The sequence below is a fragment of the Microcoleus sp. N9_B4 genome (assembly GCF_036701635.1).
In the GTDB taxonomy this organism is placed as follows: Bacteria; Cyanobacteriota; Cyanobacteriia; order Cyanobacteriales; family Microcoleaceae; genus Microcoleus.
In genome coordinates this window covers 85,010-110,222 of sequence record NZ_JAUBRC010000021.1, presented here as the reverse complement: position 1 = coordinate 110,222, position 25,213 = coordinate 85,010, and the positions used below count along the sequence as shown (strand labels likewise).

32 protein-coding genes and 2 pseudogenes are annotated in these 25,213 nt (G+C 46.7%); 7 read left to right on the top strand and 27 right to left on the bottom strand.

All coding sequences use genetic code 11. The features are described from left to right. Positions 1 to 52: 52 nt before the first annotated feature. From rplO to rplC, 18 genes are all read right to left on the bottom strand, one after another. Positions 53 to 499, bottom strand: coding sequence for a 50S ribosomal protein L15 (gene rplO / locus QUA43_RS15950; RefSeq protein WP_333082088.1), 447 nt, complete (start codon positions 497 to 499; stop codon positions 53 to 55). Between the two features lie 146 nt (positions 500 to 645). Next, positions 646 to 1,194 carry a 30S ribosomal protein S5 gene (gene rpsE / locus QUA43_RS15945; protein ID WP_190745441.1) on the bottom strand — a complete coding sequence of 183 codons (549 nt, stop codon included), beginning with the start codon at positions 1,192 to 1,194 and terminating at the stop codon, positions 646 to 648. A gap of 162 nt (positions 1,195 to 1,356) precedes the next feature. Further along, entirely contained in the window at positions 1,357 to 1,719 is a 363-nt protein-coding gene (gene rplR / locus QUA43_RS15940) for a 50S ribosomal protein L18 (protein ID WP_333202670.1), read from the bottom strand. 2 nt (positions 1,720 to 1,721) lie between these two features. Then, positions 1,722 to 2,270 (bottom strand): 50S ribosomal protein L6, encoded by a 549-nt coding sequence (gene rplF, locus QUA43_RS15935; RefSeq protein ID WP_333057791.1) that lies wholly within the window; start codon positions 2,268 to 2,270, stop codon positions 1,722 to 1,724. A gap of 184 nt (positions 2,271 to 2,454) precedes the next feature. Continuing rightward, complete coding sequence (gene rpsH / locus QUA43_RS15930) at positions 2,455 to 2,859, bottom strand: 30S ribosomal protein S8 (RefSeq protein WP_332978141.1); 405 nt, start codon at positions 2,857 to 2,859, stop codon at positions 2,455 to 2,457. Positions 2,860 to 2,881: 22 nt separating this feature from the next. Next, the gene (rplE, locus tag QUA43_RS15925) at positions 2,882 to 3,427 is read right to left on the bottom strand and encodes a 50S ribosomal protein L5 (RefSeq protein WP_006634989.1); all 546 of its coding nucleotides are present in this window, start codon (positions 3,425 to 3,427) and stop codon (positions 2,882 to 2,884) included. A 195-nt stretch (positions 3,428 to 3,622) separates the two neighbouring features. Next, on the bottom strand, positions 3,623 to 3,985 hold the full coding sequence (gene rplX / locus QUA43_RS15920) for a 50S ribosomal protein L24 (protein WP_333212630.1): 363 nt from the start codon (positions 3,983 to 3,985) through the stop codon (positions 3,623 to 3,625). Between the two features lies 1 nt (position 3,986). Continuing rightward, positions 3,987 to 4,355: a 50S ribosomal protein L14 gene (gene rplN, locus QUA43_RS15915; RefSeq protein WP_006634991.1), complete on the bottom strand. Its 369-nt coding sequence runs from the start codon at positions 4,353 to 4,355 to the stop codon at positions 3,987 to 3,989. Positions 4,356 to 4,467: 112 nt separating this feature from the next. Beyond that, positions 4,468 to 4,716: a 30S ribosomal protein S17 gene (rpsQ, locus tag QUA43_RS15910; protein WP_006634992.1), complete on the bottom strand. Its 249-nt coding sequence runs from the start codon at positions 4,714 to 4,716 to the stop codon at positions 4,468 to 4,470. A 37-nt stretch (positions 4,717 to 4,753) separates the two neighbouring features. Then, a complete protein-coding gene (gene rpmC / locus QUA43_RS15905; protein ID WP_333212632.1) occupies positions 4,754 to 5,068 on the bottom strand; it encodes a 50S ribosomal protein L29 in 315 nt (104 codons plus the stop codon). A 159-nt stretch (positions 5,069 to 5,227) separates the two neighbouring features. After that, entirely contained in the window at positions 5,228 to 5,647 is a 420-nt protein-coding gene (gene rplP, locus QUA43_RS15900; RefSeq protein WP_333082091.1) for a 50S ribosomal protein L16, read from the bottom strand. Between the two features lie 114 nt (positions 5,648 to 5,761). Continuing rightward, positions 5,762 to 6,490, bottom strand: a complete 729-nt coding sequence (gene rpsC / locus QUA43_RS15895) for a 30S ribosomal protein S3 (protein WP_242719701.1) — start codon at positions 6,488 to 6,490, stop codon at positions 5,762 to 5,764. Between the two features lie 113 nt (positions 6,491 to 6,603). Continuing rightward, entirely contained in the window at positions 6,604 to 6,963 is a 360-nt protein-coding gene (rplV, locus tag QUA43_RS15890; RefSeq protein ID WP_333160378.1) for a 50S ribosomal protein L22, read from the bottom strand. Positions 6,964 to 7,060: 97 nt separating this feature from the next. Beyond that, entirely contained in the window at positions 7,061 to 7,342 is a 282-nt protein-coding gene (gene rpsS, locus QUA43_RS15885) for a 30S ribosomal protein S19 (protein WP_041623488.1), read from the bottom strand. A gap of 113 nt (positions 7,343 to 7,455) precedes the next feature. Further along, the gene (gene rplB, locus QUA43_RS15880) at positions 7,456 to 8,319 is read right to left on the bottom strand and encodes a 50S ribosomal protein L2 (RefSeq protein ID WP_333364732.1); all 864 of its coding nucleotides are present in this window, start codon (positions 8,317 to 8,319) and stop codon (positions 7,456 to 7,458) included. 175 nt (positions 8,320 to 8,494) lie between these two features. Beyond that, positions 8,495 to 8,803, bottom strand: a complete 309-nt coding sequence (locus QUA43_RS15875; protein WP_006634999.1) for a 50S ribosomal protein L23 — start codon at positions 8,801 to 8,803, stop codon at positions 8,495 to 8,497. Further along, positions 8,796 to 9,428 carry a 50S ribosomal protein L4 gene (gene rplD, locus QUA43_RS15870; RefSeq protein WP_190657994.1) on the bottom strand — a complete coding sequence of 211 codons (633 nt, stop codon included), beginning with the start codon at positions 9,426 to 9,428 and terminating at the stop codon, positions 8,796 to 8,798. The genes QUA43_RS15875 and rplD overlap by 8 nt, the downstream gene beginning before the upstream one ends. Before the next feature lie 190 nt (positions 9,429 to 9,618). Further along, positions 9,619 to 10,254 carry a 50S ribosomal protein L3 gene (gene rplC / locus QUA43_RS15865; RefSeq protein WP_190657996.1) on the bottom strand — a complete coding sequence of 212 codons (636 nt, stop codon included), beginning with the start codon at positions 10,252 to 10,254 and terminating at the stop codon, positions 9,619 to 9,621. A 430-nt stretch (positions 10,255 to 10,684) separates the two neighbouring features. On the opposite strand from rplC, the gene QUA43_RS15860 reads away from it, so the two are divergent. The 3 genes from QUA43_RS15860 to QUA43_RS15850 all read left to right on the top strand — a co-directional run bounded on the left by QUA43_RS15860 (position 10,685) and on the right by QUA43_RS15850 (position 12,445). Then, positions 10,685 to 11,161, top strand: coding sequence for an NAD(P)H-quinone oxidoreductase subunit N (locus QUA43_RS15860; RefSeq protein ID WP_333375164.1), 477 nt, complete (start codon positions 10,685 to 10,687; stop codon positions 11,159 to 11,161). A gap of 120 nt (positions 11,162 to 11,281) precedes the next feature. Next, a complete protein-coding gene (locus QUA43_RS15855) occupies positions 11,282 to 11,887 on the top strand; it encodes a VWA domain-containing protein (protein ID WP_333375162.1) in 606 nt (201 codons plus the stop codon). A gap of 72 nt (positions 11,888 to 11,959) precedes the next feature. Next, complete coding sequence (locus tag QUA43_RS15850) at positions 11,960 to 12,445, top strand: salt stress protein, Slr1339 family (RefSeq protein ID WP_333375160.1); 486 nt, start codon at positions 11,960 to 11,962, stop codon at positions 12,443 to 12,445. A 236-nt stretch (positions 12,446 to 12,681) separates the two neighbouring features. Here QUA43_RS15850 and QUA43_RS15845 read toward each other — a convergent pair whose 3' ends face one another. Beyond that, complete coding sequence (locus tag QUA43_RS15845; protein WP_333375158.1) at positions 12,682 to 13,221, bottom strand: dCMP deaminase family protein; 540 nt, start codon at positions 13,219 to 13,221, stop codon at positions 12,682 to 12,684. After that, positions 13,218 to 14,747 (bottom strand): thymidylate synthase, encoded by a 1,530-nt coding sequence (locus QUA43_RS15840; protein WP_333375156.1) that lies wholly within the window; start codon positions 14,745 to 14,747, stop codon positions 13,218 to 13,220. Before QUA43_RS15840 ends, QUA43_RS15845 begins: the two co-directional genes overlap by 4 nt. Before the next feature lie 217 nt (positions 14,748 to 14,964). Here QUA43_RS15840 and QUA43_RS15835 point away from each other — a divergent pair. Further along, positions 14,965 to 15,691, top strand: a pseudogene (locus tag QUA43_RS15835) (IS1 family transposase). A 115-nt stretch (positions 15,692 to 15,806) separates the two neighbouring features. Then, positions 15,807 to 16,070: pseudogene (locus tag QUA43_RS15830) on the top strand (DUF4915 domain-containing protein); the annotation flags it as partial. A 97-nt stretch (positions 16,071 to 16,167) separates the two neighbouring features. Here the strand turns inward: QUA43_RS15830 and QUA43_RS15825 are convergent. Then, positions 16,168 to 16,806, bottom strand: a complete 639-nt coding sequence (locus QUA43_RS15825; protein WP_333375154.1) for a pentapeptide repeat-containing protein — start codon at positions 16,804 to 16,806, stop codon at positions 16,168 to 16,170. 57 nt (positions 16,807 to 16,863) lie between these two features. Here QUA43_RS15825 and QUA43_RS15820 point away from each other — a divergent pair, with 57 nt between their 5' ends. Then, the gene (locus QUA43_RS15820; RefSeq protein ID WP_333375153.1) at positions 16,864 to 17,409 is read left to right on the top strand and encodes a phosphatase domain-containing putative toxin; all 546 of its coding nucleotides are present in this window, start codon (positions 16,864 to 16,866) and stop codon (positions 17,407 to 17,409) included. 265 nt (positions 17,410 to 17,674) lie between these two features. Here the strand turns inward: QUA43_RS15820 and blaOXA are convergent, their stop codons facing one another. The 6 genes from blaOXA to rnhA form a co-directional block, all read right to left on the bottom strand. Next, complete coding sequence (gene blaOXA, locus QUA43_RS15815; RefSeq protein WP_333375151.1) at positions 17,675 to 18,547, bottom strand: class D beta-lactamase; 873 nt, start codon at positions 18,545 to 18,547, stop codon at positions 17,675 to 17,677. A 153-nt stretch (positions 18,548 to 18,700) separates the two neighbouring features. Further along, positions 18,701 to 19,114 (bottom strand): MAPEG family protein, encoded by a 414-nt coding sequence (locus tag QUA43_RS15810; RefSeq protein WP_333375149.1) that lies wholly within the window; start codon positions 19,112 to 19,114, stop codon positions 18,701 to 18,703. Positions 19,115 to 19,194: 80 nt separating this feature from the next. Then, on the bottom strand, positions 19,195 to 19,320 hold the full coding sequence (locus QUA43_RS15805; RefSeq protein ID WP_333375147.1) for a hypothetical protein: 126 nt from the start codon (positions 19,318 to 19,320) through the stop codon (positions 19,195 to 19,197). A gap of 98 nt (positions 19,321 to 19,418) precedes the next feature. Then, a complete protein-coding gene (locus QUA43_RS15800; RefSeq protein ID WP_333375146.1) occupies positions 19,419 to 19,883 on the bottom strand; it encodes a DUF3037 domain-containing protein in 465 nt (154 codons plus the stop codon). Beyond that, the gene (locus tag QUA43_RS15795) at positions 19,861 to 20,649 is read right to left on the bottom strand and encodes a HipA family kinase (RefSeq protein WP_333375144.1); all 789 of its coding nucleotides are present in this window, start codon (positions 20,647 to 20,649) and stop codon (positions 19,861 to 19,863) included. Before QUA43_RS15795 ends, QUA43_RS15800 begins: the two co-directional genes overlap by 23 nt. A 344-nt stretch (positions 20,650 to 20,993) precedes the next feature. Next, the gene (gene rnhA / locus QUA43_RS15790; protein WP_333375142.1) at positions 20,994 to 21,911 is read right to left on the bottom strand and encodes a ribonuclease HI; all 918 of its coding nucleotides are present in this window, start codon (positions 21,909 to 21,911) and stop codon (positions 20,994 to 20,996) included. Positions 21,912 to 21,992: 81 nt separating this feature from the next. On the opposite strand from rnhA, the gene QUA43_RS15785 reads away from it, so the two are divergent. Next, a partial coding sequence (locus QUA43_RS15785) for a two-partner secretion domain-containing protein (RefSeq protein ID WP_333375141.1) occupies positions 21,993 to 25,213 on the top strand: 3,221 nt, incomplete at its 3' end.

Genomic DNA, 25,213 nt, shown 5'->3' with positions numbered 1-25,213 from the left:
GATAGCAAGGTTGAGGATTTGAGATTTGGACAGACTCTCAAACCTCAAATCTTCACGCAACTAATTCGCAACTTCCGCCTGCAGCTTCAATTTTGGCGCGAGCACCTGCGGTAAAAGCCGAGGCCCGCACTTGCAAAGGTACATTCAGTTCGCCATCTCCTAAGATTTTCAGCGGCCCGTCATCTGTGGTGACAATTTTTGCTTGGATCAGAGAGGTGAGAGTAACTTCGGTGTTTGCTGGCAGCGATGCTAATTTACTTACATTAATGGTAGTGTACTCTTTCCGGTTCACTAGAGGGAAGCTTTTCAACTTGGGGAGACGGCGGTAGAGAGGATTTTGACCTCCTTCAAAACCGGGTCTAGTGCCGCTACCGGCTCTAGATTTTTGACCGCGCATCCCTTTGCCGGAGCTCGCGCCTTGACCGGCAGAAATACCTCTGCCCAAGCGTCGGGGGCGCTTTTGGGAGCCTGCTTTGGGTCGGGCGTCTTGCAATCTCATAGTTTTAGTAATTGGTAATTGGTAATTGGTATTTAGAGAGGGGGTACGCAGTAGTTTTGAGTGCGTGAGTTTTAAGTTGCGGATTTTTTTATTTTCACCGCAAGCACTTAACACTCAAAACTTACAGTTTCCCATTCTCGCGTGCCCTAACCGTAGAGATTTTCTACTGGAATTCCGCGCTCTTGAGCAACTTCGGACAAGGTGCGGAGGGTGGAGAGGGCATTGACTGCGGCTCGGGCGTTGTTTAAGGGATTTCCGGAACCTAGCTGTTTGGCTAAGATATTGCGGACTCCTGCTAGTTCGAGAACAGTTCGCACTGCTCCCCCTGCAATTACCCCGGTTCCCGGAGCGGCCGGCCGCATCATCACTTTAGCTCCGCCACCGTCACCGTTGATGGGGTGAGGGATGGAGTTAGATTTGGTGAGGGGGACTTCAATTAGGTGCTTTTTGCCGTCAGCGACGCCTTTTTTAACGGCACCGATTACGTCGCTAGCTTTGCCGACTCCTACTCCAACTTGACCGCGTTCGTTGCCGATAATGACTATGGCGCGGAAGCTGAGTTTTTTACCACCTTTGACTACTTTGGTAACGCGCCGAATCTGAACAACCCGTTCTTGCCATTCGGATTCTTTTTCGCGCCCTTTGTTGTTGCTGCTGCTTTTTTTCTTGTTGCGCTGTTCTTTTTGTTCTGCCATAGTTTTGTCCTGTGGGAATTAGTAATTGGTGAAAGGCGATCGGCAAGTGGTAATTGTTTGAGTAAAAAGTAAAAATAGAAGAAATCTGGATTTTGCCTTTTAACTTTCAACTTTTGACTTTTTACTTTTTAATTACTCATTACCCGCTACCCATTACCCCCTCTAGAAGTCTAACCCCGCTTCGCGAGCTGCTTCTGCGAGGGCTTTGACACGACCGTGATAGAGGTTGCCCCCCCGATCGAATACGACTTTGACTATGCCAGCGCTGGAACAGCGTTTGGCAATCAACTGACCGACTTGCACGCTCGCGGAGCAGTTGCCGCCAGAACTGAGAGTTGACTTCAATTCGGGATCGAGGGTTGACGCGGCGGCCAAAGTGTGCTGGGCGGTGTCGTCGATGACTTGAGCGTAGATGTGCTGATCTGAGCGAAATACCGCTAGTCTGGGACGTTCGGCGGTGCCGAACACCTTGCGCCGAACGCGGCGGTGTCTGCGCTGGACTGATTCTTTGCGAGTAAGCTTCATGGTTACTTCTTACCTGTTTTGCCTGTTTTACCAGCTTTGCGCCGGACGACTTCGCCGCTGTAGCGAATGCCTTTGCCCTTATAGACTTCGGGCGGACGCACCGCGCGGATGCGGGCTGCTGTATTGCCTACGAGTTCTTTGTCAATGCCGGAGACAATGACGTTGGTGTTGCCTTCAACTGCCATTGTGATGCCTTCGGGAGGGGGCATTTCAACGGGTTTGCTGTAACCGACGTTTAAAATCAGGTTCCGTCCTTGAACCTGTGCCCGATAACCTGTGCCGATAATTTCGAGACGCCGCTGAAAACCTTCTGATACACCTTCGACCATGTTGGCGACTAGGGTGCGGCACAAGCCGTGGAGTTGTCTGGCGACGCGAGATTCGTCTCGGCGGGTAACGAGTAAAGTCTCGCCTTCAATTCCCATGAGGATTTCGGCTGGGATAACTCGGGAAAGTTCACCTTTAGGGCCTTTGACGGCTACTTTTTGACCGTCTAGGGTGACGGTGACTTTCGTGGGGATGCTAATCGGACGCTTGCCAATTCGCGACATAGTTTTTTGTCCTTTGTTTTTAGTTAATTAGTCGTCAGTTGTCAGTTGTTAGTTGCCAGTTGTCAGTTGTTAGCTGTCAGTTTTTAGTTGTCAGTTGTTAGTTGTTAGTTGTCATTATTTGCTACTAACCACTAACCCATAACTAATAACTAATGACTAATGACTGCTGACTAATGACTAATGACTACCAAACATAACAAAGCACTTCACCGCCCAAACCTTGGCGTCGAGCTTCTCTATCCGTCATAATGCCACTGGAGGTGGAAATAATGGCAATGCCAATTCCGCCTAATACTCTGGGCAATTCTTTACGGTTTGAGTAAACGCGCAGTCCTGGTTTGCTGACTCGCTTCAGTGCCGTGATAATGGGCTTGCGAGTTTTACCTTTGTACTTTAGAGAAAGCACTAAATGTCGCTTGATCCCTTCTGGTTCTGCTTCTTCAAATTCGCTGATAAAGCCTTCACTTTTGAGGACTTGGGCGATGCTGCGGGTCATTTTTGTAGCTGGAATTTGCGTTGTTTGGTGGCGCGCCATGCAAGAATTGCGAATGCGCGTCAACATATCTGCTATGGTATCGTTAGCTGCCATCTTTTGCTTCTTACTCTAGTGCTTAGTTGTCCCGGAACGGCATTCCCATTTCTTTAAGCAAGGCGCGTCCTTCTTCGTCGGTGTTTGCTGTGGTGATAATTGAAATGTCCATGCCTCGAATTTGATCGATGCGGTCATATTCTATTTCTGGAAAAATTAGCTGTTCTCTCAGACCCAAGCTGTAGTTGCCGCGCCCGTCGAAGCTTTTGGGGCTGATGCCGCGGAAGTCGCGAATACGGGGGAGTGCGAGGTTGATCAGCCGATCGAGAAAATCGTACATCCGATCGCCGCGCAGCGTCACCATAACGCCGACGGGTACTCCTTTGCGGATTTTGAAGCCTGCGATCGCTTTTTTCGCCCGCGTCACCACTGGTTTTTGCCCGGTGATGATGCCAATTTCGTTGATCGACGAATCCAGTGCCTTAGCGTTTTGAGATGCTTCTCCCAAACCGCGGTTCACTGTGACTTTGACGAGTTTGGGAACCTGATGGATATTAGTATATTTAAACTGATCCATCAGTGTGGGAACGATTTTTCCTTGATAAAGAACCTTGAGTTTGTCCGGCATAGTTTTTGTGTTTCGTTAACTGTCCCTGGGCTTGGTCAGGGAATTGGTTTTTGTCAGTTGTCAGTTGTCAGTTGTCAGTTGTCAGTTGTCAGTTGTCAGTTGACTGTTGTCAGGAAAGCATTTGTCTAATGACTAATGACTAATGACTGATGACTGATGACCAATGACTAATGACTAATGACTAATGACTAATGACTAATTATCGAGGATTTCTCCGGTTTTTTTGAGCTGTCGCAGTTTCCGGCCGTCTTCGCTAAATGTATAGCAAACGCGGCTAGCTATTTTTTCTTTTTCGGAATAGTGCATGACATTTGAGCTGTGAATGGGAGCCTCAAATGTGAGTATTTTCCCGGACTCTCCCTCTTGCTGGGGCTTGACGTGCTTTGTTCTGATGTTTACACCTTTAACAATTACTTTGCTGACTTTAGGATATGTCTTTAAGATTTCTCCGACTTTTCCTTTCTCTTTGCCAGTAATTATTTGCACGGTATCGCCTGCTTTGACGTGCATTCTGTAGCGCTGCGGCTCGCTAGTTGGTTTACCCTTTTTTCCGTACATTTTAAAGTACCTCCGGGGCTAAGGAAACGATTTTAGTAAAGTTTTTGTCGCGCAGTTCACGGGCGACGGGGCCGAAGACGCGAGTGCCTTTGGGGTTGCCGTCTACGTTGATAATAACGGCGGCGTTATCGTCAAAACGAATGCTCATGCCACTGTCGCGGCGCAAACCTTTGCGGGTTCTGACAATGACAGCCCGAACGACATCTGATTTTTTGACGGCCATATTGGGGATGGCGTCTTTGACGACGGCAATGATGACATCGCCGACTCCGCCGTAGCGACGGTTGCCGCCTCCCAATACGCGGATGCACATCAGTTTGCGGGCTCCGCTATTGTCGGCGACATTGAGGTATGTCTGGGGTTGAATCATGGTGATTGTTGACTGTTAACTGTTGACTGTTAACTGTTGACTGTTAACTGTTGACTTTTGACGGCTAATTGATTGATCAAGTACCGGGCGGGCGCGAGATCGCAATTAACTGTTAGCCGTTTTTTGTCCCGAAAATCTCAGCAACCGTCCAACGTTTGGTTTTGCTCAGTGGGCGAGTTTCAGTGATGCGGACACGATCGCCCGATTTGCACTGATTTTCTTCGTCATGAGCTTTGTAGCGCTTGGTGCGGACTACGATTTTGCCGTATTTGGTGTGGGAGGAGCGGTTTTCGATTGCTACCACGACGGTTTTATCCATCTTGTCGCTGACTACTACGCCAACTCGTTCTTTAATTGCCATAGCTACCTATTTTTGTTGTGCAATTGACTGTTTTTAGCTACTGTGCGATCGTCGGCTCGGCTGCTTCTGACTCTTGGCTGACTGCTGCGGTTGCAGCAGGCTGTCCTACCTGTTTAGATGCGGCTAATTTTGCTGCTGCTGCTTCTTTCTCAGCAACGATTTGGCGCTCGCGTTCAACTGTCATCAATTGAGCTAGCCGGTGTTTGGCGTGCTTGAACAGGTGAGGCTTTTCCATGCGGCCGGTAGCTTGCTGAAGCCGCAATTCCATTAGTTGGCGCTTGACGGCTAAAATTTGCTCTGCTACTGCAGCATCGCTTAATTCTCTAGCTTCTTTAATCTTGGTCAAAGACATAATTGTGTGCTTTCTCGTTAGCGAGCGGTATGACAGAAGACAGAATTGTCTCTTAGGCTGAAGGTCGAAGGAAAGAAAAGTTATGAAAGCCAGATTTTAAATTGCTGTAGCCGTTTAAAATGCTGATTAATACAGACCTAATTCTACCTTCGCTCTTCGCTATGACTGGTCTTCTTCGCGAGTGATGAACTTGGTTTTAATTGGTAATTTGAAAGATGCCAAACGCATTGCTTCGCGGGCAGTTTCTTCACTTACGCCGCCAATTTCAAACATTACCCGACCGGGTTTGACCACGGCAACCCAAAACTCAGGATTACCTTTACCGGAACCCATCCGGGTTTCTGCTGCGCGCTGGGTGACTGGTTTGTCGGGAAAAATGCGAATCCAGATTTTGCCGCCCCGGCGGATATAGCGGGTCATGGCGCGCCGTCCGGCTTCTATTTGGCGAGAAGTGATCCAGGCGGGTTCGACAGCTTGGAGCGCGAAGTCGCCAAAGCTAACTGTATTGCCGCGGGTGGCAATACCGCTCATTCGCCCGCGCTGTTGTTTGCGGAATTTCGTTCTTTTAGGGCTTAACATGGCTTTGGGAGTTGGGTAATTGGTAATTGGTAATTGGTAATTGGTGATTGCTAATTGCTAATTGGTTTGGAACAACTCACACTTAACAAATGACAACTAACAGTTAACAATTAGCTAGCCTTCGTTCGATCGATCTTCAAAGTTCTGGCGGCGGCGCTTTTGTTTGGTGCGGGGCACTGCTGCATTTGGTGCAGCTTCTTGTTCCTGTCCGGGAATAATTTCGCCTTTGAAAACCCAAACTTTAATGCCCAGAATACCGTAGATGGTTTGAGCAGTGCAGTAGGAGTAGTCGATGTCTGCCCGCAGCGTGTGCAAGGGGACTCTTCCTTCCCGTGTCCATTCGGTACGGGCAATTTCTGCACCGTTGAGGCGTCCACTGACTTGAATTTTGATGCCTTGGATGCCGACTTTTTGGGCGCGGGTGATTGCTTGGCGGACTACTCGGCGGAAGGATACGCGCCGTTCTAGTTGCTGAGCGATGTATTCCGCGATCAGTGTGGCATCGGCGTCTACTCGCTGGACTTCGACGACGTTGATGCGGATTTGGCGGTTGCTACCGAGTTGCTGCTGCAAACCGACGCGCAAGGTTTCGATGCCTGCTCCGCCGCGGCCTACGACAACGCCTGGTCTGGCGGTGAACACTTCTAGGTCGATTTGATCGGCTTTCCGCTCAATTCTGACCGAGGAAATCCCAGCATTGCTGAGGGTTTTACGAACGTACTTGCGAATTTTATAGTCTTCTTGCAAGAGTTCTGGATAGTTTTTAGGATCAGCAAACCAGCGAGAGCGGTGCTCTTGGGTAATGCCGAGGCGAAAACCAATTGGATGTATTTTTTGGCCCATAATAGTTGATGAGTTAATTGGTAATTGGTAATTGGTAATTGGTAATTGGTAATTGGTGATTACCCATTTTTTCAACTTTAAGCTGTTTATTACCTATTACGTTTTTCCCTGGTTTAGTTTTCTAGGAGCGGAGCTACTACTACGGTAATGTGACAGGTTGGCTTGCGGATTTGGTAGGCGCGACCTTGAGCGCGGGGTCTAAAGCGTTTGAGGACTGGGCCTTGGTCTGCGTAAGCTTGAGAAACTACGAGTTTGGATTTATCCAATCCTGCGTTGTGTTCGGCGTTGGCTACTGCCGATCGCAAAACTTTGACGATTGGTTCGCAGGCGCGGTAGGGCATGAATTCGAGTAAAATCAGCGCTTCTTGGTAGCTTTTGCCGCGAATTTGGTCGAGGACTCGGCGCACTTTGAAGGGGGATGTCCGGATGTAACGGGCGATCGCCTTAATTTCGGATGTGGTATCTATAACCATTTCGATTTGGGTAATTGGTAATTGGTAATTGGGAAAAAGGTAATTGGTAATTGGGAAAAAGTTTGTCCGATTACCTATTACCTGTCACCTAATTCGGCTATCTTTTTGCCTTTTTATCACCACTTTTCGCGTGACCTCTAAAGGTGCGAGTGGGGGAAAATTCTCCGAGTTTGTGGCCTACCATTTGGTCTGTGAGGTAGACGGGTACGTGCTGTCTGCCGTTGTGAACGGCGATCGTGTGACCTACCATTTGGGGCAGGATTGTGGAAGACCGCGACCAAGTTTTAATTACTTGTTTTTGGCCGGCGGCGTTGAGTTTTTCGATTTTTGTCATCAGATGATCTGCGACAAAGGGGCCTTTTTTTAGCGATCGAGACATGATTTTTTTAGTAATTCAGGAGTCATTAGTCAGCTTTCAGCAGTCATTGGTCATCAGTCCTCAGTCATTAGTTAGCAGTTAATAACTAAGCACTGAAGACTGCTGACTGATGACTAGCTTTGTCTACCGCCCTTGCCACGCTTGGAAGATTTGCGGCGGCGGCGGACTATTAAAGCGTCGCTGCGCTTGTTTTTGCGTCGAGTTTTTGCACCCAATGCTGGTTTACCCCAAGGAGTGACAGGCCCCGGACGCCCAATAGGAGCTCTGCCTTCGCCACCGCCGTGCGGGTGGTCTACCGGGTTCATGACACTACCGCGAACGGTGGGTCTGCGACCTTTCCAGCGGGTACGACCTGCTTTGCCGAGGCTGATGTTTCTGGCGTCGGTGTTGCCGACTTGACCGATGGTGGCGTAGCAATCGGCGCGGACTTTGCGCTGTTCGCCGGATGGCAGTTTGAGGGTGACGTAGCTACCTTCTTTTGCCATTAGCTGAGCGCTGGAACCGGCGGAGCGAACGATTTGTCCGCCTTTTCCGGGTACTAGCTCGACGTTGTGGATGCTGGTACCGAGGGGAATGTTCTTCAGGGGGAGGGCGTTACCGATTTCGATCGGCGCGTCTGGGCCTGAGACAATTACTGTACCGACGTTTAAGTTGAGCGGGTGCAGGATGTACCGTTTTTCGCCGTCTTTGTAGAACACCAGGGCGATGCGGGCGTTGCGATTGGGGTCATACTCGATCGCCTTGACAGTAGCGGGAATGCTGTGTTTGTCGCGGCGGAAGTCGATGTCTCTATACAGCCGTTTGTGACCGCCTCCCCGGTGGCGACAGGTGATGACGCCTCGGTTGTTGCGGCCTTGTTTGGTGTGCTTATTGCTAGTTAGAGACTTTTCTGGCTCTGATCTGGTAATTTCAGCGAAGTCCGAGACGGTTTGTTCTCGGGTGCTGGAGGTATAAGGTCGGTAAGAACGGATGCCCATAATCGATCTATTTTAGATTTTGGATTTTGGATTTTGGATTTGACGTTGATCGATTTTAGATTTTAGGTTGAAGATTGGCGATGTTTGGTTAACTTACGAGTTTTCTGGTTCGAGAATTGCCACCAGTTAACCGCAATTTAAAATCTAAAATCTAAAATCTAAAATCCAAAATCGTCTAGACTTCTGGGAATAGGAGTTTGCGGATCGAGTCTCCGTCAGTCAGAGTTACGGTTGCTCGCTTGTAACAAGGTTTAAAGCCGACGAATTTGCCAACTCGACGCTTTTTGCGCGGCGGGTTTTGGGTGTTGACGCCGATGACTTTGACCTTAAATAGTTCTTCGATTGCAGCTTTGATTTGAGGCTTTGTCGCTTTGGGGGCTACGTCGAATGTGAATTGATTTAATTCCATCATTCGGGTAGCTTTCTCGGTGAGAATCGGACGCTGGATCAAATCTGCGTAGTCGCGGGGGTCGATTTTACTCACCGTAAATCTCCTGAATTTTAGCTATGGCTGTAGATGTGACGATAATTTTGTCAGCCGCGAGAACGTCGTAAACATTCAGGGAGGTTGCCAAGATGACGTTTACTAATTCGATGTTGCGTCCTGATAAGTAGACGTTTGGTTGCGGTTCTGGCAAGATTAACAGAACTTTTGTATCGGGTTCGATGCCCCAGCGGGCGATCGCACTCAGCAATTCTTTGCTTTTCGGTCTCGGAAATTGCTCTGCAAATTCTTCAACCACAATGATGTCTTCGGTGCGACTTTGGAATGCTGTCCGCAAAGCGAGACGGCGTTCCTTTTTGTTCATCTTGACTTCAAAGTCTCTCGGTTTTGGTCCGAAGATGACACCGCCGCCCCGCCACAGCGGAGAACGGATAGAACCTGCTCTGGCTCGACCTGTGCCTTTTTGACGCCAGGGTTTGCGGCCACCGCCTCTGACTTCCGATCGAGTTTTGGTGCAAGCATTTCCTTGACGGGCGTTATTCAGTTGCCGCGTCAATGCTCTGTGAACGATGTGAGACGCATTTTCTTCTTTGGCTACGCGCAGTTCTAAAGTTGTTTCCCCAACTTCTTCGCCTTGCCAATTTCGGACTACACAATTAACCATATCTTTTGTCCTTTGTCTGTTGTTAGTTGTCTGTTGTTAGTTGTCTGTTGTCTGTTGTCTGTCGTCTGTTGTCTGTTCTCAGGTCTTAGTTTTCAGCTCTTAGTTTTCAGCTTTTAGTTCTTAGTTATTGCTTGCTACTAACGGCCAACCACTATCTACTGACTGCTGACTACTGACTAATGACTACTGACTAACGTCCTACTTTTTTCTCAGGCACAACATTGACTAAGGCGCCAGCTTTGCCGGGAACTGCTCCCTTAATTAGCAGCAAATTCTGCTCTGTATCCACCCGGACAATTGTTAGTTTGCGGACGGTGACTTGAACGTTGCCCATACGTCCTGCCATTCTTTTCCCAGGATAAACGCGACCAGGAGTAGTTCCAGGCCCGATCGATCCAGGCTCGCGGTGGTTCTTGGAACCGTGAGACATGGGGCCTCGTTTAAAGTTGTGGCGCTTTTGAAAACCTGCAAAACCTTTACCGATGCTGGTACCGATGACATCTACTATTTGTCCCGGTGTAAAGGTATCTGCTTTTAGTTGTTGACCTAATTCAAATGAACTGGTATCTTCCAAGCGGTATTCCTGCAAGTGGCGCAGTGGATTCGCCCCTGACTTGGCAAGGTGTCCTAGTTCTGGCTTGTTGAGAGCCTTTGGTTTGACTTCGTTGTATCCAACTTGAACGGCACCGTAGCCGTCAGTTTGTTTTGTTTTGATTTGAGTTACTGTACAAGGCCCTGCTTGTATGACGGTGACGGGGATGGCTCTCCCTTGGTCGTCAAACACTTGAGTCATGCCTAGTTTAGTGCCAAGAATGCCTACAGACACGGATTTTCTTCCTTTTATTTACGCAAGAGGTTTCGGATTGCGAAGTTTTCGTCAATCCGCTTGCTCTTGTGCAGAAACATTTATTTCAGTGTTCCTGCAATTAACTGTTATCAACCAACAGCCTTCCTCGGTGTTTAAAATTTGAGTTTTAAATTTGGGAGCGAGCTTGTGGAAGTCTTGCAAGGGTTGAGATTCGCGGCTTTTTACCGACTCTATCTCCGAGTTTTGTCTCGGTCTTGCTTTTTTGTGCCAGGACTTGAGCAGTAAACCACTCAGTATCCTTTACGGCGACAATTCACAATAGTACATGAAGTGTTTGCCGTTTGTCAAGGCCGCGATGAGAATTTTTCGCCTCAACTTTAGGATTTATAATATTTCCAGCTCGCAAGCAGCGATCGACCAAACTTAACGCAGCACGCAACACAAATTTATGGGACTAATTACGACGGGTTCGGATATGATTCGGGATTTGGAAAAGTCGGGGTCGCTGGCCCTGTATGTTCCTTTAGAGGGAGGATTTGAGGGGCGCTACCTGCGGCGGCTGAGGGCTGCAGGCTACGGTGCATACACAATTACGGCACGGGGTTTGGGCGATTTGGCGATGTATTTAACGGGGGTTCACGGGGTACGACCGCCGCATTTGGGCAAGAAAACTACTGGCAACGAAGGGGCGGTTGGTTATACATACTACGTGCCGCCGATGTTGAAAACTCAATTAGACAATTTGCCACCGAAAGCAAAAGGACTGGTGCTGTGGATTATTGAAGGGCAAATTTTGTCGAGTCAGGAGATTGAGTATTTGACTGTTTTGCCGACGTTAGAACCACGAGTTAAAATAGCAGTGGAGATGGGGGGCGATCGAGCTTTTAGCTGGAAGCCACTTAAAGATGCTTTAGTTGCAGCTTAAATTCCGGCATTTGCGATCGCAAATCAACTAAAAAAAACTCAGCGAGCAACTAACGCTCAACAGTTTCTGCTCGCTGGTTTTGATATTTTTGGAAAAAACTTAATTAACAGGAAAAATCTTATGCTTCAGAACCGCGATTATACGATCATCATTGACAAAAGCGGCAGTATGTACACAAAAGACCAGACGGGCAGTAAAAGTCGGTGGGCGCTCATGCAAGAATCGACGATCGCATTAGCGAATAAATGCGAAGAACTCGATCCTGATGGCATAACAGTTTATGTGTTTTCCGGTCGCTTCAAGCGCTACGACAACGTAACATCAGCTAAAGTCGTGCAAATTTTCCAAGAAAATGAACCTTCGGGAACTACGAATTTAGCTGCTGTTCTGCAAGACGCTCTGAACAGTTATTTTCAGCGCAAAGCATCCGATAAGACCAAGCAAAATGGGGAAACCATATTAGTGGTGACGGACGGGGAACCGGACGATCGCAAAGAAGTGATGAAAACGATTATAGAGGCTTCTCGGAAGCTCGATCGAGATGAAGAGTTGGCGATTTCTTTCATTCAAGTAGGGAATGCGCCGGAAGCTACTAAGTTTCTCAAGATATTGGATGACGAACTGCAAAGCGCCGGGGCTAAATTCGATATCGTTGATACTGTCACCATGGATGATATTGAAGGAATGACCCTGACAGAGGTATTGCTGAATGCAATAACTGATTGAGGAGGCGGGCGAAGTTTCCGTGAGTATATTGGGGCCAGTTTGCCCAGCAGCATTTTTTAGGGGGTTTAAGTTATGGAATCTATCGATCGCCTGTTAGGTGAACTTAAGGCAGAGTATCAAGCATCTCAAAAAATTGCTGAGTTGAAAAGTCAGGCGTCGGTGCAAGCACAAACGCCGTCAAATCCAACATTTAAAACATCAGATATAAATTTGTCTGACAGTCCTTTGGACAAGGATTTAGCTCAAATTAAGGCTGAGTACGAAGCACAAAATAAAGCTCAGGAAGTGGCTTTACCTGAACCGCTTAAGGCTGAGCACCAAGCACCAAATAAAGCTCAGGAAGTGGCTTTACAGGAACTGCAGCCAGCCGAAAAAGTCGCGGTGCCGCAGTTGGACGTACAAACGCACAGACAGAAAGTTAGGCAAGCTCAGGTTTGGCTGAAAAAGTTGGATAAAAATTCCGATGAGGGATATTGGTTCGATCAGTTTGCTTTTAAGTATTCTTCGAGGATAGATGCGGCGATCGACTATTTGCAAGCTGTGAATGAGTTTGATTGAACTACACGGTATTCACAATTTGTCAGGCCGTTTTTTGGTTAATTGCCATCTCTATTTGTTGTAAGGACACGGCAGTGCTGTGTCTTTACAAAGCGTAAAATAAATATCATTTGTATCACGCGAGATTTAGGATGCGGCAGTGCCGTATCCTATAAATCTCCAGCAAATAAATATCATTTATAGCGACACAGCCCAGTTATTTCCTGTGGCTGCGACAACCACGGGGAGGATTGAGCCTATACTAAATTTTTGGCAACAGATGTAGGATGCAACAAAAACAAAGCCGCCTTTTTTGCTGTATCTTCAGATAGCTGAATTTGTTTTAACTCAACAATACCTTCACTGATAAAAGTATCTCTCAAAGCAGCTTTTTCTCCGCTGTTAAAACTGGTTTCGTAAAACACTTCTCTAATGCCCGCCGCAATGACTAATTTCAAACAATAGATGCAGGGTTCTAAAGTGACGTAAATACTAGCCCCAGCAGTAGATATACCGTGTTTAGCAGCTTTGGCGATCGCATTTGCTTCCGCGTGAACCGCCCTTGAGGGCAAAGTTTTGCTGGCGTCGCAACTACTCAAACCAGGATAGCAGAAGCCTTGAGTAGTACAGTGTGCCGAACCTGACGGCGAACCGTTGTAACCCGTTGCTAAAACTTGCCTGTTTTTAGTTATCACAGCGCCTACAGGAAAAGCCAGACAAGTCGATCGAGTAGCGGCCAATTTTGCTAACATTAAGAAGTATTCGTCCCAAGTCGGTCTTTCTTCTTCTAGATTCATTTTCTATCCTGAATGTATTGGTTGCTGGTTTTCAGACACTCGGCCGCCTTTTGCAATTCTATTCCCAAATAACCAATATGATCGGGTTGGATGGCAGGGGAAGCCGCACAAATTTCTCGCACTAACTTGAGAGGGTTTTTTCCAGAATAACAGGTGACAACTTCGCCGCTGCCGGGGGTGGTTTGCGTGACAACTATTTGATTGTCGGCTACTTCAACTAAAAAATTGCCTGCGGCATCGAAAAAGTCTCGATCTTCGCAGATTTTAGCATATTGGGTTTGAATTAGTCGATCGGCATTTTCAAAGGTATCGTCATACAAGTGAGCCGATTGACTCAGCGTTACCAACGGGCCCATTGTCAAATTATAATCGGAACGCCTCGCAATTTCATCGCGAATATGCTGCTGCAAAGCCCGCAAACCCATTGCATTGGCTGGCCAAGCCGCAAACATATCGTTACTGCGGAGAGTTGCAGTTAGGGATATTTCACCGTCTACAACTCGCACCCAAATGTGATTTAAACAAGGACTGCCGCTGTGCTGGTGGTCGGAGGAACCGTCAGGTCTTCTGTTAACATTTCCGCCGGCATCCCACAGACTAATTACAGCACTTGCCGCGTCAATTTCCTTAATTAGTTTGGCAATAACTTCTTCGATTTGATCGCGTCCAAACCACGACCGCATCCGCTGTGCATAGGTATATTTAATGCCTTCGTTATATGGGGCATCTTCGAGCATTTGCGGTTTGTACTGTTCGAGGAAATCACGGTCTATTGGTAAGTAATTCGGTTCTGGGAAATAGAACTCGGCAGGTTCATCTGTAATCACTGCCATTAAGTCAATTAATTCTTGCCATTGTCCGTCATAACCAGTCGGCCGCAGGGTGCCGGTGGTCTTAATTCGGTGGATTATTTTTACCCAAGTTTCGGCGATAGTTTTGCCTTCGATTCTGTGTCCGTATTTCTGACCGGGGAGTACAGTCGGGACGATTTCGACTAGCGGAAAAGTTACGGCTTCTCCCCAAGGTTCAACAGATTCTTTTTGGGCAAAAGACTTGACAAAAGTCACTGTTTCTGCTATGTTTTTTGCTTCTTTCCATTCTATTGAATGACGCAATAGTTCTAAGGCTTCTGCTGCTATTTCAATATCAATGTAGCCAAATATTGCAGATTTAATTAGCCAGCAATCTCTACCAGTATCGCTTTTGCCGACTTCAAAGCCGTTGCGAAAAAAATCGAGCAAACACGCGGCCGCACCCGAGTTGCGGTCTTCTTTCGTAGCGTTGAGAATTACTAAAAAGCGGACGTGGGGATTGCACAGCAAGTTTCTAATTAAGAAGTTGATGCCGCGAGTAGGAGAGTAGAGTTGTCCGATCGCAGCAAATTCGTTGGGTTGTAATTTTTTGCCGATCGCACTTTTTACCGTCCAGCCACTGACAATGGCTGTTTGCCCCGTTCCACAAATTAATTGATTTGGTTTGTATAGGGGTTTGTACTCAAATTTATTGACGAGATTTGTGGCTGTCATGGTTTACCGTTTTTTGCACCGCGTACTACTATATCAATAGTTTGGATGGTTTGAAGGGGCGATATCAATCATCTTTATGCTGCCGCTGCAACGATTTGTTATGCTGCGTCAACGCAGATCCTTGCCTGAATGTCTTTTACAGCGAGATCCTTCACCGGAATTGAAATCACAAACTCTGTACCTTGACCTAAAGTTGAGGGCGTTGCTGAGTTAGAGTATGAATAGGAGGAATAATTTATGCAATGCAAGCGAATGTAAATCAACCCATATCCGTAAAAATGGCAAGAAGAAAGGAAAACAGAATCACATTTGTGTCCAATGTGGTCGTCAATTCATTAATCAGTATGAATCCCACCCTTGGTTATAGCGATAGCATCAAACGTGATTGCCTAAAAATGTACGTCAATGGTATGGGTTTACAGGCGATAGAACGAGTTAAGGGAGTTCATCATACCACCGTAATAAATTGGGTAAAACAAGTCGGGAAACTGTTACCAGATGTTTATGACCCTGAAGTCATTCCAGAAGTTGGTGAACTCGATGAATTACAAACTTATGTAAAAAAAAACAGACCAAATCTGGTTGTGGACAGCGGTTGACCACTTTCGACCAGGAATTTTAGGATGGGTATTAGGGGACCATAGTGCTAAGACATTTGAACCACTATGGGACAAAGTAAGTGCATGGAAATGCTACTTTTATGTAACTGATGGATGGTCTGTATATCCCATGTTTATTCCTGATGGAGATCAGATTATCAGTAAGACTTATATGACACTCCTTAGAAGGGGAAAATACAAGACTAAGACATCCGGATAGCCAGACTACATCGTAAAACTATTTGTTATTCTAAATGTGAGAAAAGGCTCAAGCATTCTATTAAGTTATTAATACATTACTTGAAATTTCACGATATTCCCATTCCTGGGGTATTCATACCTTGATTCAGCAACGCCGTTGTGGCTGATGAATTCGGGGAGAGGGGAATTGGGTTATGTGGATTTAGACACAGGGAAATTTGAGGCGATTGCGTTTTGTCCGGGCTAGGTCCGAGGACTAGCATTTTGGCAAAATTGGGCAATTGTTGGACTCTCGAAACCTCGGGGTGGTGACAACACTTTTAGCGGTTTAGAATTGGATGAGTTGTTGCTAGCCAAGGATGCTGAGCCTCGCTGTGGTATGATGGCGATCGTTCACTGGTTGCGGTTGGAAGGAATTGTTACAGAACTCTATGATGTGCAAGTGAGTCCGACAGTGCAAAGGCCGATAACTTTGGGTTTTCAGACAGAAGAAATTGCTCAGTTAATTACTTTGGAACTTTAACCGCAGATGGTGGCGGATGTACGCGGATTAACGCAGATAAATGTTGACAGGATGTACGCCGAGGGTGTGAGAGAAAGTATTTAAGCGGGATTTGGTATTACTCAAAAATCGCCCCATCTAAGGAAGTTTTTCTTAAGTCTGTTCTTGCTAAATTTGCACCTCTTAAATCGGCACCTGTTAAACAAACATTGCTGAAATCTGCATAACTCAATTCAGCACCTTTGAGATTAGCATCAGATAAATTTGCTCCTGATAAATTCGCCCTCACAAGTTGCGATTTACTCAAGTTACAGCCACTCAAATTTGCGGATTGCATCTGTGCTGCCATTAAGTTTGCTTTGCTTAAATTAGTGTCGCTGAGGTTAGCTAAATTTAATTTAGCATAACTCAAATCAATGTTTTCCAAGCAAACTTCGCTCAATTGCGCGCATCGCAAGTTAGCATTAATAAAAAACCTGTCTCCAACCGCATAACGGCGCAGCAATTCGTCAACTTCCAGCCGAATTAAAACTGGTTCGCAAGTATTTTGGTAGCACCACGATGTCTCTAGCAAACTAGCGGCTGCTTCAATTGCTACCTTGTCGGATTTAGGGATCACCAAACTATTGCACCCATCCCACTCACCGTTGAGCATAAATGCCATGTCAGAAGCTGCTGCTATTGAGTCGCATAGCAAAACGGTTTCTGGTTTGGGTTGCAGCCAGTTCATTAAACCGATCGAGCTCTTGTTTTTCACTGTTGATTCAGGATTTGGGCGTCTTTCTTAATTATAGGTAAAAATATTGAAAACAGTATGCACAAATTCGCTGCGGCTTCAGAGAATGAATTAATTGTGTCTGGTGCAGCCAGACCAGGATACCGCGATGCAGAAATTGCTCGCTGGATAGAATTTATGCAGGGGCATAATATCAAGCAAGTTTGCTGCTTGCTTGCTCAGACGCAACTCATCCGCTACACTGATTTACTGGGAACATATCGGAAAATATTTGGATGCGATCGAGTTTGCTGGGCCCCGATTGCAGACTTTGAATTGGTCGATCGCGATATTTTAATCGATCGCATATTACCGTTCTTGGAATCTGCAAATAGCAAAGGCGAACGGGTGGTAGTTCACTGTTCTGGGGGGATCGGACGTACAGGACAGGTTTTGGCTGCTTGGTTGGTCAGCGGGTGGGGATTGTCTAACAAACAGGCGATCGCAGCAGTAAAAAAAACTGGCAGAAATCCCTATGAAGCAGCGATGGTAGCTTGTTTGAAAGGTCGAAACCCCTGGCTAGTCGTTGAAGAACTTAATGCTGTCTTAGATGATTGTCGCCTTGCTGCGAGAAATGATATATAGCACTCTAGCAACTATATATATAGCAATCCTAAATCATTGGTGAATTTCTTACTCCCTCCCCTTACTAAGGGGAGGGTTGGGGTGGGGTAAAAAGTTTACGACTCCTGCAAGGATTGCTATATGTGCCAATGTCGTAAGTCCTAAAAGATTTAAAAGACTCGGCTTCCTGCGATCGAACTCAGGCATGGAATAAATGGCTGTTTTGGCTGTCACCGTTAGCCGAACCGCTGGCGTTTTTGCGAATATTAGAGAACAAATAACGCACTTACAGCAGCGCAAGATCCTTGAAGCAACGGCGCGTTAACTCGATTCTTGCAGATGCGTCATTATTGTTGCGGATGTCAATGTTTGTAGCAAAAAAGTAAACATTTTTATTCTTTTCTAAATAACCTACATACCAGCCAAGTTGAGGCTTTGTTTGTTCTCCAAAGCTTGCCCAGCCTGTTTTTGCCCTAATTGTGTAATCGGGAGTTTGTTCAACAATTATGATGTCTTTAACCAGAGACAGCGATCGCTCAGAAAAGGGTAAGTCATTTTTGTATAGACGGCGGAGAAATTGAATTTGCTCGTTGGGTGTAATTCGCAGTTCTCCCTCTAACCAGAATTTGTCAATATCGTCTTTGTTACCGATTTTTTGGTTGCCATAACCGACTTTAGCTACCCATTTTTGCATTTGCTCGTACCCGACTCGGCGGGCGAGAACTTGGTAAAACCAAACGGCGGAAAGTTTCATGGCTTCTCTCATATTCAAGTCTCGATTCCATGCGGGAATTTGCCTTTGAATTCCATCCCATGTTAGCACGGCAATCTCATCTGAAATCACCCCTGTTTCTAAGGAAATCAGAGAGTTGAGAATCTTAAATGTAGATGCAGGTAAAAAAGCTGTGGCGTTACGCTGCGGGTTGTGTTGATAAAGCCGATCGCTATTCAAATCGTAAATCGCGATCGAGCCTTCAACTCCTAGTTCTTGAAAGTGCCGTCCAAAATTCATTGTCTGAGCAACATCTCCTCCGCGTCGTGGAGATTGTTGCACTGGAGGTGGCACGGTTAAGGCTGATTGCGGTGGCTGAACTAAAACAGAAATAATGCAGCCTAATACAATTAAAACAACAGCGATCGCACGAGATATTCGGTTCATAAACTTCGATAAGTTATCAAAATTACAGGCAGTAATGTCACAGGGGCGATCGAATTGTAAGGTGCGTCTGACTTACGCTGTCTGCGAAACAATTAGGATTTGCCCCTGACGCACCCTACTATATAATATATGTGCCAATTGCGAATTACTTAACTAGAAAACTGCCATCATAGTTAAGGCGACCAAGCAGCTTAACTGAATTACTAAGCTGAACAACCGAAACTTTGGATCGAGACCAGCAATGTGAATCGCTGAATGTACCAGCCGAAATAGAATGTACACAACAATCAGCAAATCTACTGCTGTTCCTGAAACACCCCTAACGGTTAGAAGAAAAACAACTCCCAAATACAAAGGCAGGTTTTCTATCAAGTTGGATTGTACTCGAAATAGTCGCCAAAGCAAGCTGTCGTCGTTTTGTGTGCCGAAATCTTTTACAGATCCGCCCGCAGATAGATGCCGAATCCTGACTGTTAGCAGCAGGATAACAACCGCGATCGTCCACAGGATGAAAATTGTTAAACCCCAGAGAGGGAAAGTCATATTTGTCTGTTCAATTTGCATCATCTTTCTACCTTGCGAAACTGCTGCTAACACTTTAGAAAAGTTATCGGTCAAGACTCTTGTTCTGGCGTTCTCATTTTTAGCTAAAACAGCTTGAGGATACTTGTATTCTGACTGTTTTTCGACATGGATAGATCGCCCACCAAGCTCAAAGTAGCATCTAACTGAGATATTTTACCATTCTCAATTACTTGTTTAGGAACAGGCAAGATGCCTGTTCCACAAGAAAACTCATTCTTTGTGGAACGGGCATCTTGCCCGTTCTTGACAATGGTGCAAGATATCAGATATAACCGACAAGCTAACGCTAACTAGAGTGCGATCGCATCTCGTGAGTGTCAATTCCAGCCGCTAGCAACTGAGCGTTTACAGAGGGTTTTCGGCAAGACGATCGCACCATTGTATCGAGCAAGTGTTCGATCGCACCCGGTAGACTCTGGCAAAAACCAGTGTGTACCCGCGATGTCTGAACGATCGTACTGCGGGGTGCTACGAGCCAGTGAAAGCGCTCTCTGTGGGGAAGTTGACCGATCGCCCCAGATTCCTTGCCGCCTGCACAAATGATGGGAATGACTGCTAGGTGATTGCGAATCATTTCCAGATCCAACGTTGAGTCGATCGCCATCAAGCGCTCTTCATCAATTTCGATACGAGCTTCGAGGAATTTTTTCGTACCGCAGGAAACGATCGCCCCCACGTTGATAAACTCCTCGCGCTCAACTTTGGGAACGACGCGGATAATGGCGTAATCATACAGAAATCGATCGGGCACTAATCGCTTCCTCCAAAAAAATATGTGGTGATTCTAGCCGATTTAGCAGGTATTCGATATAAGCATTCCGATGTTCGTTGCTATCGCTGAAAGGAGAATCTCCCACCAGCCAAGTATCAGGAATTAGTTTAACGATGTTGCGAATGATGTCCGGCGTTAGCCTTTGAGTCATCTTGGAATTTGCCGCTTCCAGCGTGCTCGCAAAACGCAGCAAAACGTGGTCTTTGATTGAGGGGAAACGATCGCGGCTGCGCGAGAGATAATCTTTCCAGGTGTGGTGGAAGTAGAGAGCTGCACCGTGATCGATCAGCCAAAGCCGGCGGTGCCATACCAGCATATTTGCATTGCGCGGCGTGCGATCGATGTTGGTCACAAAAGCATCAAACCAGACGATTTCTGAGGCCAAATCCGCCTCGGACTTCCCCGCTATCGGGTCAAAGGTGATGGAGCCCGGGAGATAGTCGAGGGCGAGGTTGAGGCCAGCACTTGCTCGGATCAAATCTTGAATTTCCGGGTCAGGCTCAGTGCGAGCCAGTTCGGGATCGAGTTCAACAAAGACGAGTTCGGGGATTGGGAGCCCGGAGGCGCGAGCAATCTCTCCCGCCACTAGCTCGGCGATCAGAGATTTGGCTCCCTGGCCCGCACCGCGAAATTTGAGCACGTACATACCATCATCATCTGCTTCGACGATCGCCGGTAGCGAGCCGCCCTCGCGCAAGGGAGTGACATACCTGGTAGCAATGACTGTTCGCAAGCTGATACTCATGCTATTTGAGATTTTCGATTTGAGATTTTCGATGGGAAATCACTGATTTTATGAGGGTTTAGAGCACGAGTTTACAGTTGGATTCTTTCTTTCAACTGAGACTGATGTTAAATAGTTTGTTTAGTAAAATGATGACCAAAAGGACACAACTAATGTTGTGTCCCTGCGGAATTTTGCCAAATCTTGCTTTGAGACAGTCATTAGTCATTAGTTATTAATCAACTAATAATTCATGACTAACCACTAAGCTGTTGCGGCCTTTAAATTGTATGTCAAAAAAAATCACAGTTTTGTGGGGTGGGCGTCCCGCCCGCCCCGAATATACAATTTAAATGCGCGACAACTTAATCAGTTGTACTAACGTGGTCGATTCTCTCTAATTGCCAGAGAATTTGGTTGCCTTCGCGCCGCACCCGCGACACTACCCAATTTCGCCAAACCCAGTTGTCTCCACGACTGGTGACAGCGCTGGCATTTACATCCATCAAATCAGCCAGTTCAGAACTGGTAATCAAGTAGCCTTTCGTCGCAACCTCGTCGGCGATGTGCAACGTTTCGATCAGATTGCGGAGGTCCTGAACCCTCACCTCACGGGGCAAGTTCTCCAGGGTATCGGCAGTTGAATCCATCATGGTAGAGTTGGAGATCGGAAGGTCAGAAGTTATGACATAGGATTCTATCGTTTTGTTACCAGTTGCGTCCGTTTCTTCCGAAACAATTGTGTTTTCCGAACCTAGAGGCGCTGCGGCCGCGCTGACAAAAGGGCCCGCCTGAGTCTCACCTGCAGTTAGTTTGTGCTGTTGCAGTTCGGGAGTGAGATTGTGCGAGAAGCTGCGGGCGATTTCATCGCATCTGTCGTTGTAGAAGTCGCCGGAGTGGCCGCGGACGTGTTCCCACTTGATTTGTCGGGAATTCAGCTTGTCTAGCCGGTGCCAAAGGTCTTGGTTGACCACATCTTTGCCCGTTGAGGTTTTCCAGCCTTTATTTTTCCAGCCTTGAATCCATTTAGTGATGCCGTTTTTAACGTATTCGCTGTCGGTGTAAACGGTGACTGGTTCGCTTTGACCGGAATTGGCAAAAAATTCCAGCGCAGCGACGGCCGCCTGCATTTCCATGCGGTTGTTAGTAGTTTGGGGGTCTGCACCTCCGAGTTCGTGACACTTGCCGTCGGCGAAGCAAACTACTGCACCCCAGCCACCAGGGCCTGGGTTGCCGGAACAAGCGCCGTCTGTGTAGAGGCTTTTGATTTTGGGAGTTGTCATGAGCGAATTAATTTGTTATTTACAGGTAAGTTGTTTGCAAGTGCGATAATTAAGGCAATTGCGATAGTTTTACTTGCTGCTATGAAAAATGCCAACTTAAAGATTAAAAAGGTTGCGCTATTTATTTGTCCGTTTTCTTTGTTAATTTTTAATACTTTCGCGCAAGCACAGCCCATAATCCCTGCTGCTGACGGTACGGGTACTGTTGTCACCCCCAGTGGCAACCGTTATGATATCAACGGCGGCAGTTTGTCGGGAGACGGCGCGAATCTTTTTCACAGTTTTGGACAGTTTGGCTTGAATGAAGGTCAAATTGCTAATTTTCTGACTAATTCGGCTATTCAGAATATATTAGCTCGAATTGCTGGCGGGGACGCTTCGCTAATTAACGGTTTAATTACTGTCACGGGCGGCAATTCTAATCTGTTTCTAATTAATCCTGCGGGGATTGTTTTTGGCCCGAACGCGAGTTTGAATGTGCCGGCGGCTTTTACTGCAACTACTGCTACTGGTGTTGGTTTTGGTTCAAATTGGTTTAATGCTGCGGGTACAAATAATTTTAGCGCCTTGGTTGGTACGCCAAATGCTTTTTATTTTGGTGCGGGTGTACCGGGAAGTATTGTTAATGCTGGCAATTTAGCGGTGACTCCGGGGCAAAATTTGGCTTTGCTTGGTGGTACGGTTGTTAGTACCGGGCAGTTGTCGGCTGCGGGCGGGCAAATTACTGTTGCTGCTGTTGGGGGAGACCAGATTCTCCGCATTAGTCAACCGGGGCATTTGTTGAGTTTGGAAATAGTAACGGGCGGAAATTTTGGTATTTCTCCACAGACTTTGAATCCTGTTGCTTTGCCGCAGTTGCTGACAGGTACTGGGCAAAATCAGGCGGCGGGTGTTGCGGTTGCTGATGACGGTTCTGTGCGGCTTGTGGGTTCGGGTTTGCAGGTGAATTCTGGGGATGTGGCGATTGCTGCTAATGTGTCGGGGCTGCCACAGTTGAATGCGGGAAGTGCGAATTTATGGGCTGCGGAAAATCTCACGTTAGCGGGCGCTAGGCTGCAAACTACGGGGGATTTGAGTTTGCTGGGTGGGGATGCGGTGCGGGTCAGGGACAGCGCCCAGAATCCTTTTTTGGCGCAGGCTGGGGGGAATTTATACATTCAGGGATCTCGCACTATTGATATTCTCACTCAAAATGCGATCGGCGGCTTATCTCTTCCCCCGCAATTCCAAAGCGGCGGCAATTTGAGTTTGGTTAGCAACGGCGTTATTTCGGGGGATTCCCACTTTGTTTCTGGTGGCAATTTTTCGATTCGCAATTTGTCGGGAATGCCGGGAAACTTTGTCAGTTTATTTGACCCGATTATCAGTTCGGAAGGAGATGTTTTCTTTGGAGATTATACCGGAGTTTCGCTGAAAGTCGAGGCGAAGGGGAGCATTGTTGCCGAGGATATTACAATTACCGGCCCCGATATTGCATTGGGTAATGAAAATGTGAGTGCAGACCCGGATATTGCTATTTTAACCAGCAGTCCGGCCTTAATTCTGCGGGCGGGAGTGGCAAATCTGCTAAATCCTGTTAGTAACAGTTTAGGTGAAGATTCAATATTTACAAGTCCACTTTTATCAAGCAATTTGATTTCTGTTGAAAATATTTCGGCAGGTGGGCCAGTAATTTTGTCAGCCCCGGGAAGTATCGCAACTAGAGATATTAATGGCGGTCAAATTAGTCTCGAAAGCAGGGAAGCAGGAGTGCTAGTTGGGGGCAGATTAACGTCTAGTTCGACAATTGATATTCAAGCTAATGACAATATTATATTGACAAATGACATTTCTCGTGCTGATATCAACGGCAGTATTAGTCTGAATACTGTTCGAGGCAATATAGTAACAGGGTCGATCGATACTGGGACTTCGGGGGCGATCGAACTCAGAGCTTTTGGCAATGTGAATTTTGGGACTTTGCAGGGATCTAATGTTAATATTACCAGTAACTCCGGGGCATTGGGGGTTTTGACTGATGCCAATACCATTGTGCCTAATACTACACCTGTCAATATCACAGCAACTGAGAATATCAATTTGACAGCTTTTAGGGACTTAACGGTTGGCAATCTCACCGCTGCGACTGTCAGTGCTAGCAGCAATGGGAGTGTTAATACGGGTGCGATCGCTACTAGCGGAGATGTCAGAATTCTAGCAGGACAGCAAATTACAGCAGGGACAATTAATGTGAATCCTACCGCCAGCACAGACGGAAGCAATCGCATTCCTACAGTAAATCTGGATGCCCAAACTAATATTAGAGTTCTATCGATCGATGCTGGCACTGGCACTATTGCTTTGAGAGCATCCAGCGACTTAAATGCAGTGAATTTGCTAGGAGGAGCAGTTGAGGTCAATAGCGATGGGGGAAAAATTGCGATCGGCAATACTACATCCCTTGGGAACATTAATGTAACAGCTTCTGGCGATGTAACTTCAGGAAATTTGCAGGGAGTGGGAGTGAATGTCAATAGTAACTCTGGAACAATTCAAACTGCAAATACCACAGCCACTGGGAATATTAATGTAACAGCTTTTGGTAATGTCACTTCCGGAAATTTGCAGGGAGAGGGAGTGAATGTCAATAGCACTAGGGGGAATCTGCAAATTGCCAACATCACTGCAACAGAAAATATCACTTTCAGAGCGTTAGACAATGTGAATACGGGGAATTTGCAGGGAGTCGCTGTTGATGTTAATAGCAGCAGGGGAAGTGTCAGCACTGGCAATATAAATGCTGCGGAAATTGTGAGTATTTTAGCCGCAAACGAAATCACAATAGGGCGAATTAATGTCAATCCTGTTGTTAGGGTCGATCGCACTTTTACAGTAAATCTTAACGCTCAAAATGATATCAGCGTTGCATCGATCAATGCTGCAGGCGGTAATGTTGAGATCGCAACTCCGGGTTTAGTTCGAGTGACGGGTACTTTTGACCAAAACGGGACTCCTGTTAGCATCTCGACTCTTGGCGACACTCAACCGGGTACAGTTACGATCCGCCACGGCGGCGGCGATGTCACTCCGCCGACGCCTTTTGCGGTGGGAGATGCGACGACTAACGGTACTGCTGGGACGATCGCCAGCAATGCTTTGGGTACGATTACTCAGGGGCAATCTTTCATAAATTCTTACACTCAAGGCAATAGTGCGATCGTCACTACCAACCAACCCACTAATCCCGACAATCCGAATAATCCCATCAATCCCGACAATCCCATAAATCCCATAAATCCCATAAATCCCATAAATCCCATAAA

Coding starts and splice junctions, on each gene's coding strand:
- rplN (WP_006634991.1), bottom strand. CDS start 4,355: ATGATTCAACCCCAGACATACCTCAATGTCGCCGACAATAGCGGAGCC.
- blaOXA (WP_333375151.1), bottom strand. CDS start 18,547: ATGAACCGAATATCTCGTGCGATCGCTGTTGTTTTAATTGTATTAGGC.
- rpsH (WP_332978141.1), bottom strand. CDS start 2,859: ATGGCAGCTAACGATACCATAGCAGATATGTTGACGCGCATTCGCAAT.
- QUA43_RS15860 (WP_333375164.1), top strand. CDS start 10,685: ATGGGACTAATTACGACGGGTTCGGATATGATTCGGGATTTGGAAAAG.
- QUA43_RS15845 (WP_333375158.1), bottom strand. CDS start 13,221: ATGAATCTAGAAGAAGAAAGACCGACTTGGGACGAATACTTCTTAATG.
- QUA43_RS15855 (WP_333375162.1), top strand. CDS start 11,282: ATGCTTCAGAACCGCGATTATACGATCATCATTGACAAAAGCGGCAGT.
- rnhA (WP_333375142.1), bottom strand. CDS start 21,911: ATGACAACTCCCAAAATCAAAAGCCTCTACACAGACGGCGCTTGTTCC.
- rplF (WP_333057791.1), bottom strand. CDS start 2,270: ATGTCGCGAATTGGCAAGCGTCCGATTAGCATCCCCACGAAAGTCACC.
- rplP (WP_333082091.1), bottom strand. CDS start 5,647: ATGTTAAGCCCTAAAAGAACGAAATTCCGCAAACAACAGCGCGGGCGA.
- rplO (WP_333082088.1), bottom strand. CDS start 499: ATGAGATTGCAAGACGCCCGACCCAAAGCAGGCTCCCAAAAGCGCCCC.
- QUA43_RS15820 (WP_333375153.1), top strand. CDS start 16,864: ATGCACAAATTCGCTGCGGCTTCAGAGAATGAATTAATTGTGTCTGGT.
- rplE (WP_006634989.1), bottom strand. CDS start 3,427: ATGCCGGACAAACTCAAGGTTCTTTATCAAGGAAAAATCGTTCCCACA.
- rpsQ (WP_006634992.1), bottom strand. CDS start 4,716: ATGGCAATTAAAGAACGAGTTGGCGTAGTAGTCAGCGACAAGATGGAT.
- rpmC (WP_333212632.1), bottom strand. CDS start 5,068: ATGTCTTTGACCAAGATTAAAGAAGCTAGAGAATTAAGCGATGCTGCA.
- QUA43_RS15795 (WP_333375144.1), bottom strand. CDS start 20,649: ATGAGTATCAGCTTGCGAACAGTCATTGCTACCAGGTATGTCACTCCC.
- rplB (WP_333364732.1), bottom strand. CDS start 8,319: ATGGGCATCCGTTCTTACCGACCTTATACCTCCAGCACCCGAGAACAA.
- rplR (WP_333202670.1), bottom strand. CDS start 1,719: ATGAAGCTTACTCGCAAAGAATCAGTCCAGCGCAGACACCGCCGCGTT.
- QUA43_RS15840 (WP_333375156.1), bottom strand. CDS start 14,747: ATGACAGCCACAAATCTCGTCAATAAATTTGAGTACAAACCCCTATAC.
- rpsC (WP_242719701.1), bottom strand. CDS start 6,490: ATGGGCCAAAAAATACATCCAATTGGTTTTCGCCTCGGCATTACCCAA.
- QUA43_RS15810 (WP_333375149.1), bottom strand. CDS start 19,114: ATGATGCAAATTGAACAGACAAATATGACTTTCCCTCTCTGGGGTTTA.
- rplX (WP_333212630.1), bottom strand. CDS start 3,985: ATGTACGGAAAAAAGGGTAAACCAACTAGCGAGCCGCAGCGCTACAGA.
- rpsE (WP_190745441.1), bottom strand. CDS start 1,194: ATGGCAGAACAAAAAGAACAGCGCAACAAGAAAAAAAGCAGCAGCAAC.
- rplD (WP_190657994.1), bottom strand. CDS start 9,428: ATGGTTAATTGTGTAGTCCGAAATTGGCAAGGCGAAGAAGTTGGGGAA.
- rpsS (WP_041623488.1), bottom strand. CDS start 7,342: ATGTCTCGATCGCTAAAAAAAGGCCCCTTTGTCGCAGATCATCTGATG.
- rplV (WP_333160378.1), bottom strand. CDS start 6,963: ATGGTTATAGATACCACATCCGAAATTAAGGCGATCGCCCGTTACATC.
- QUA43_RS15850 (WP_333375160.1), top strand. CDS start 11,960: ATGGAATCTATCGATCGCCTGTTAGGTGAACTTAAGGCAGAGTATCAA.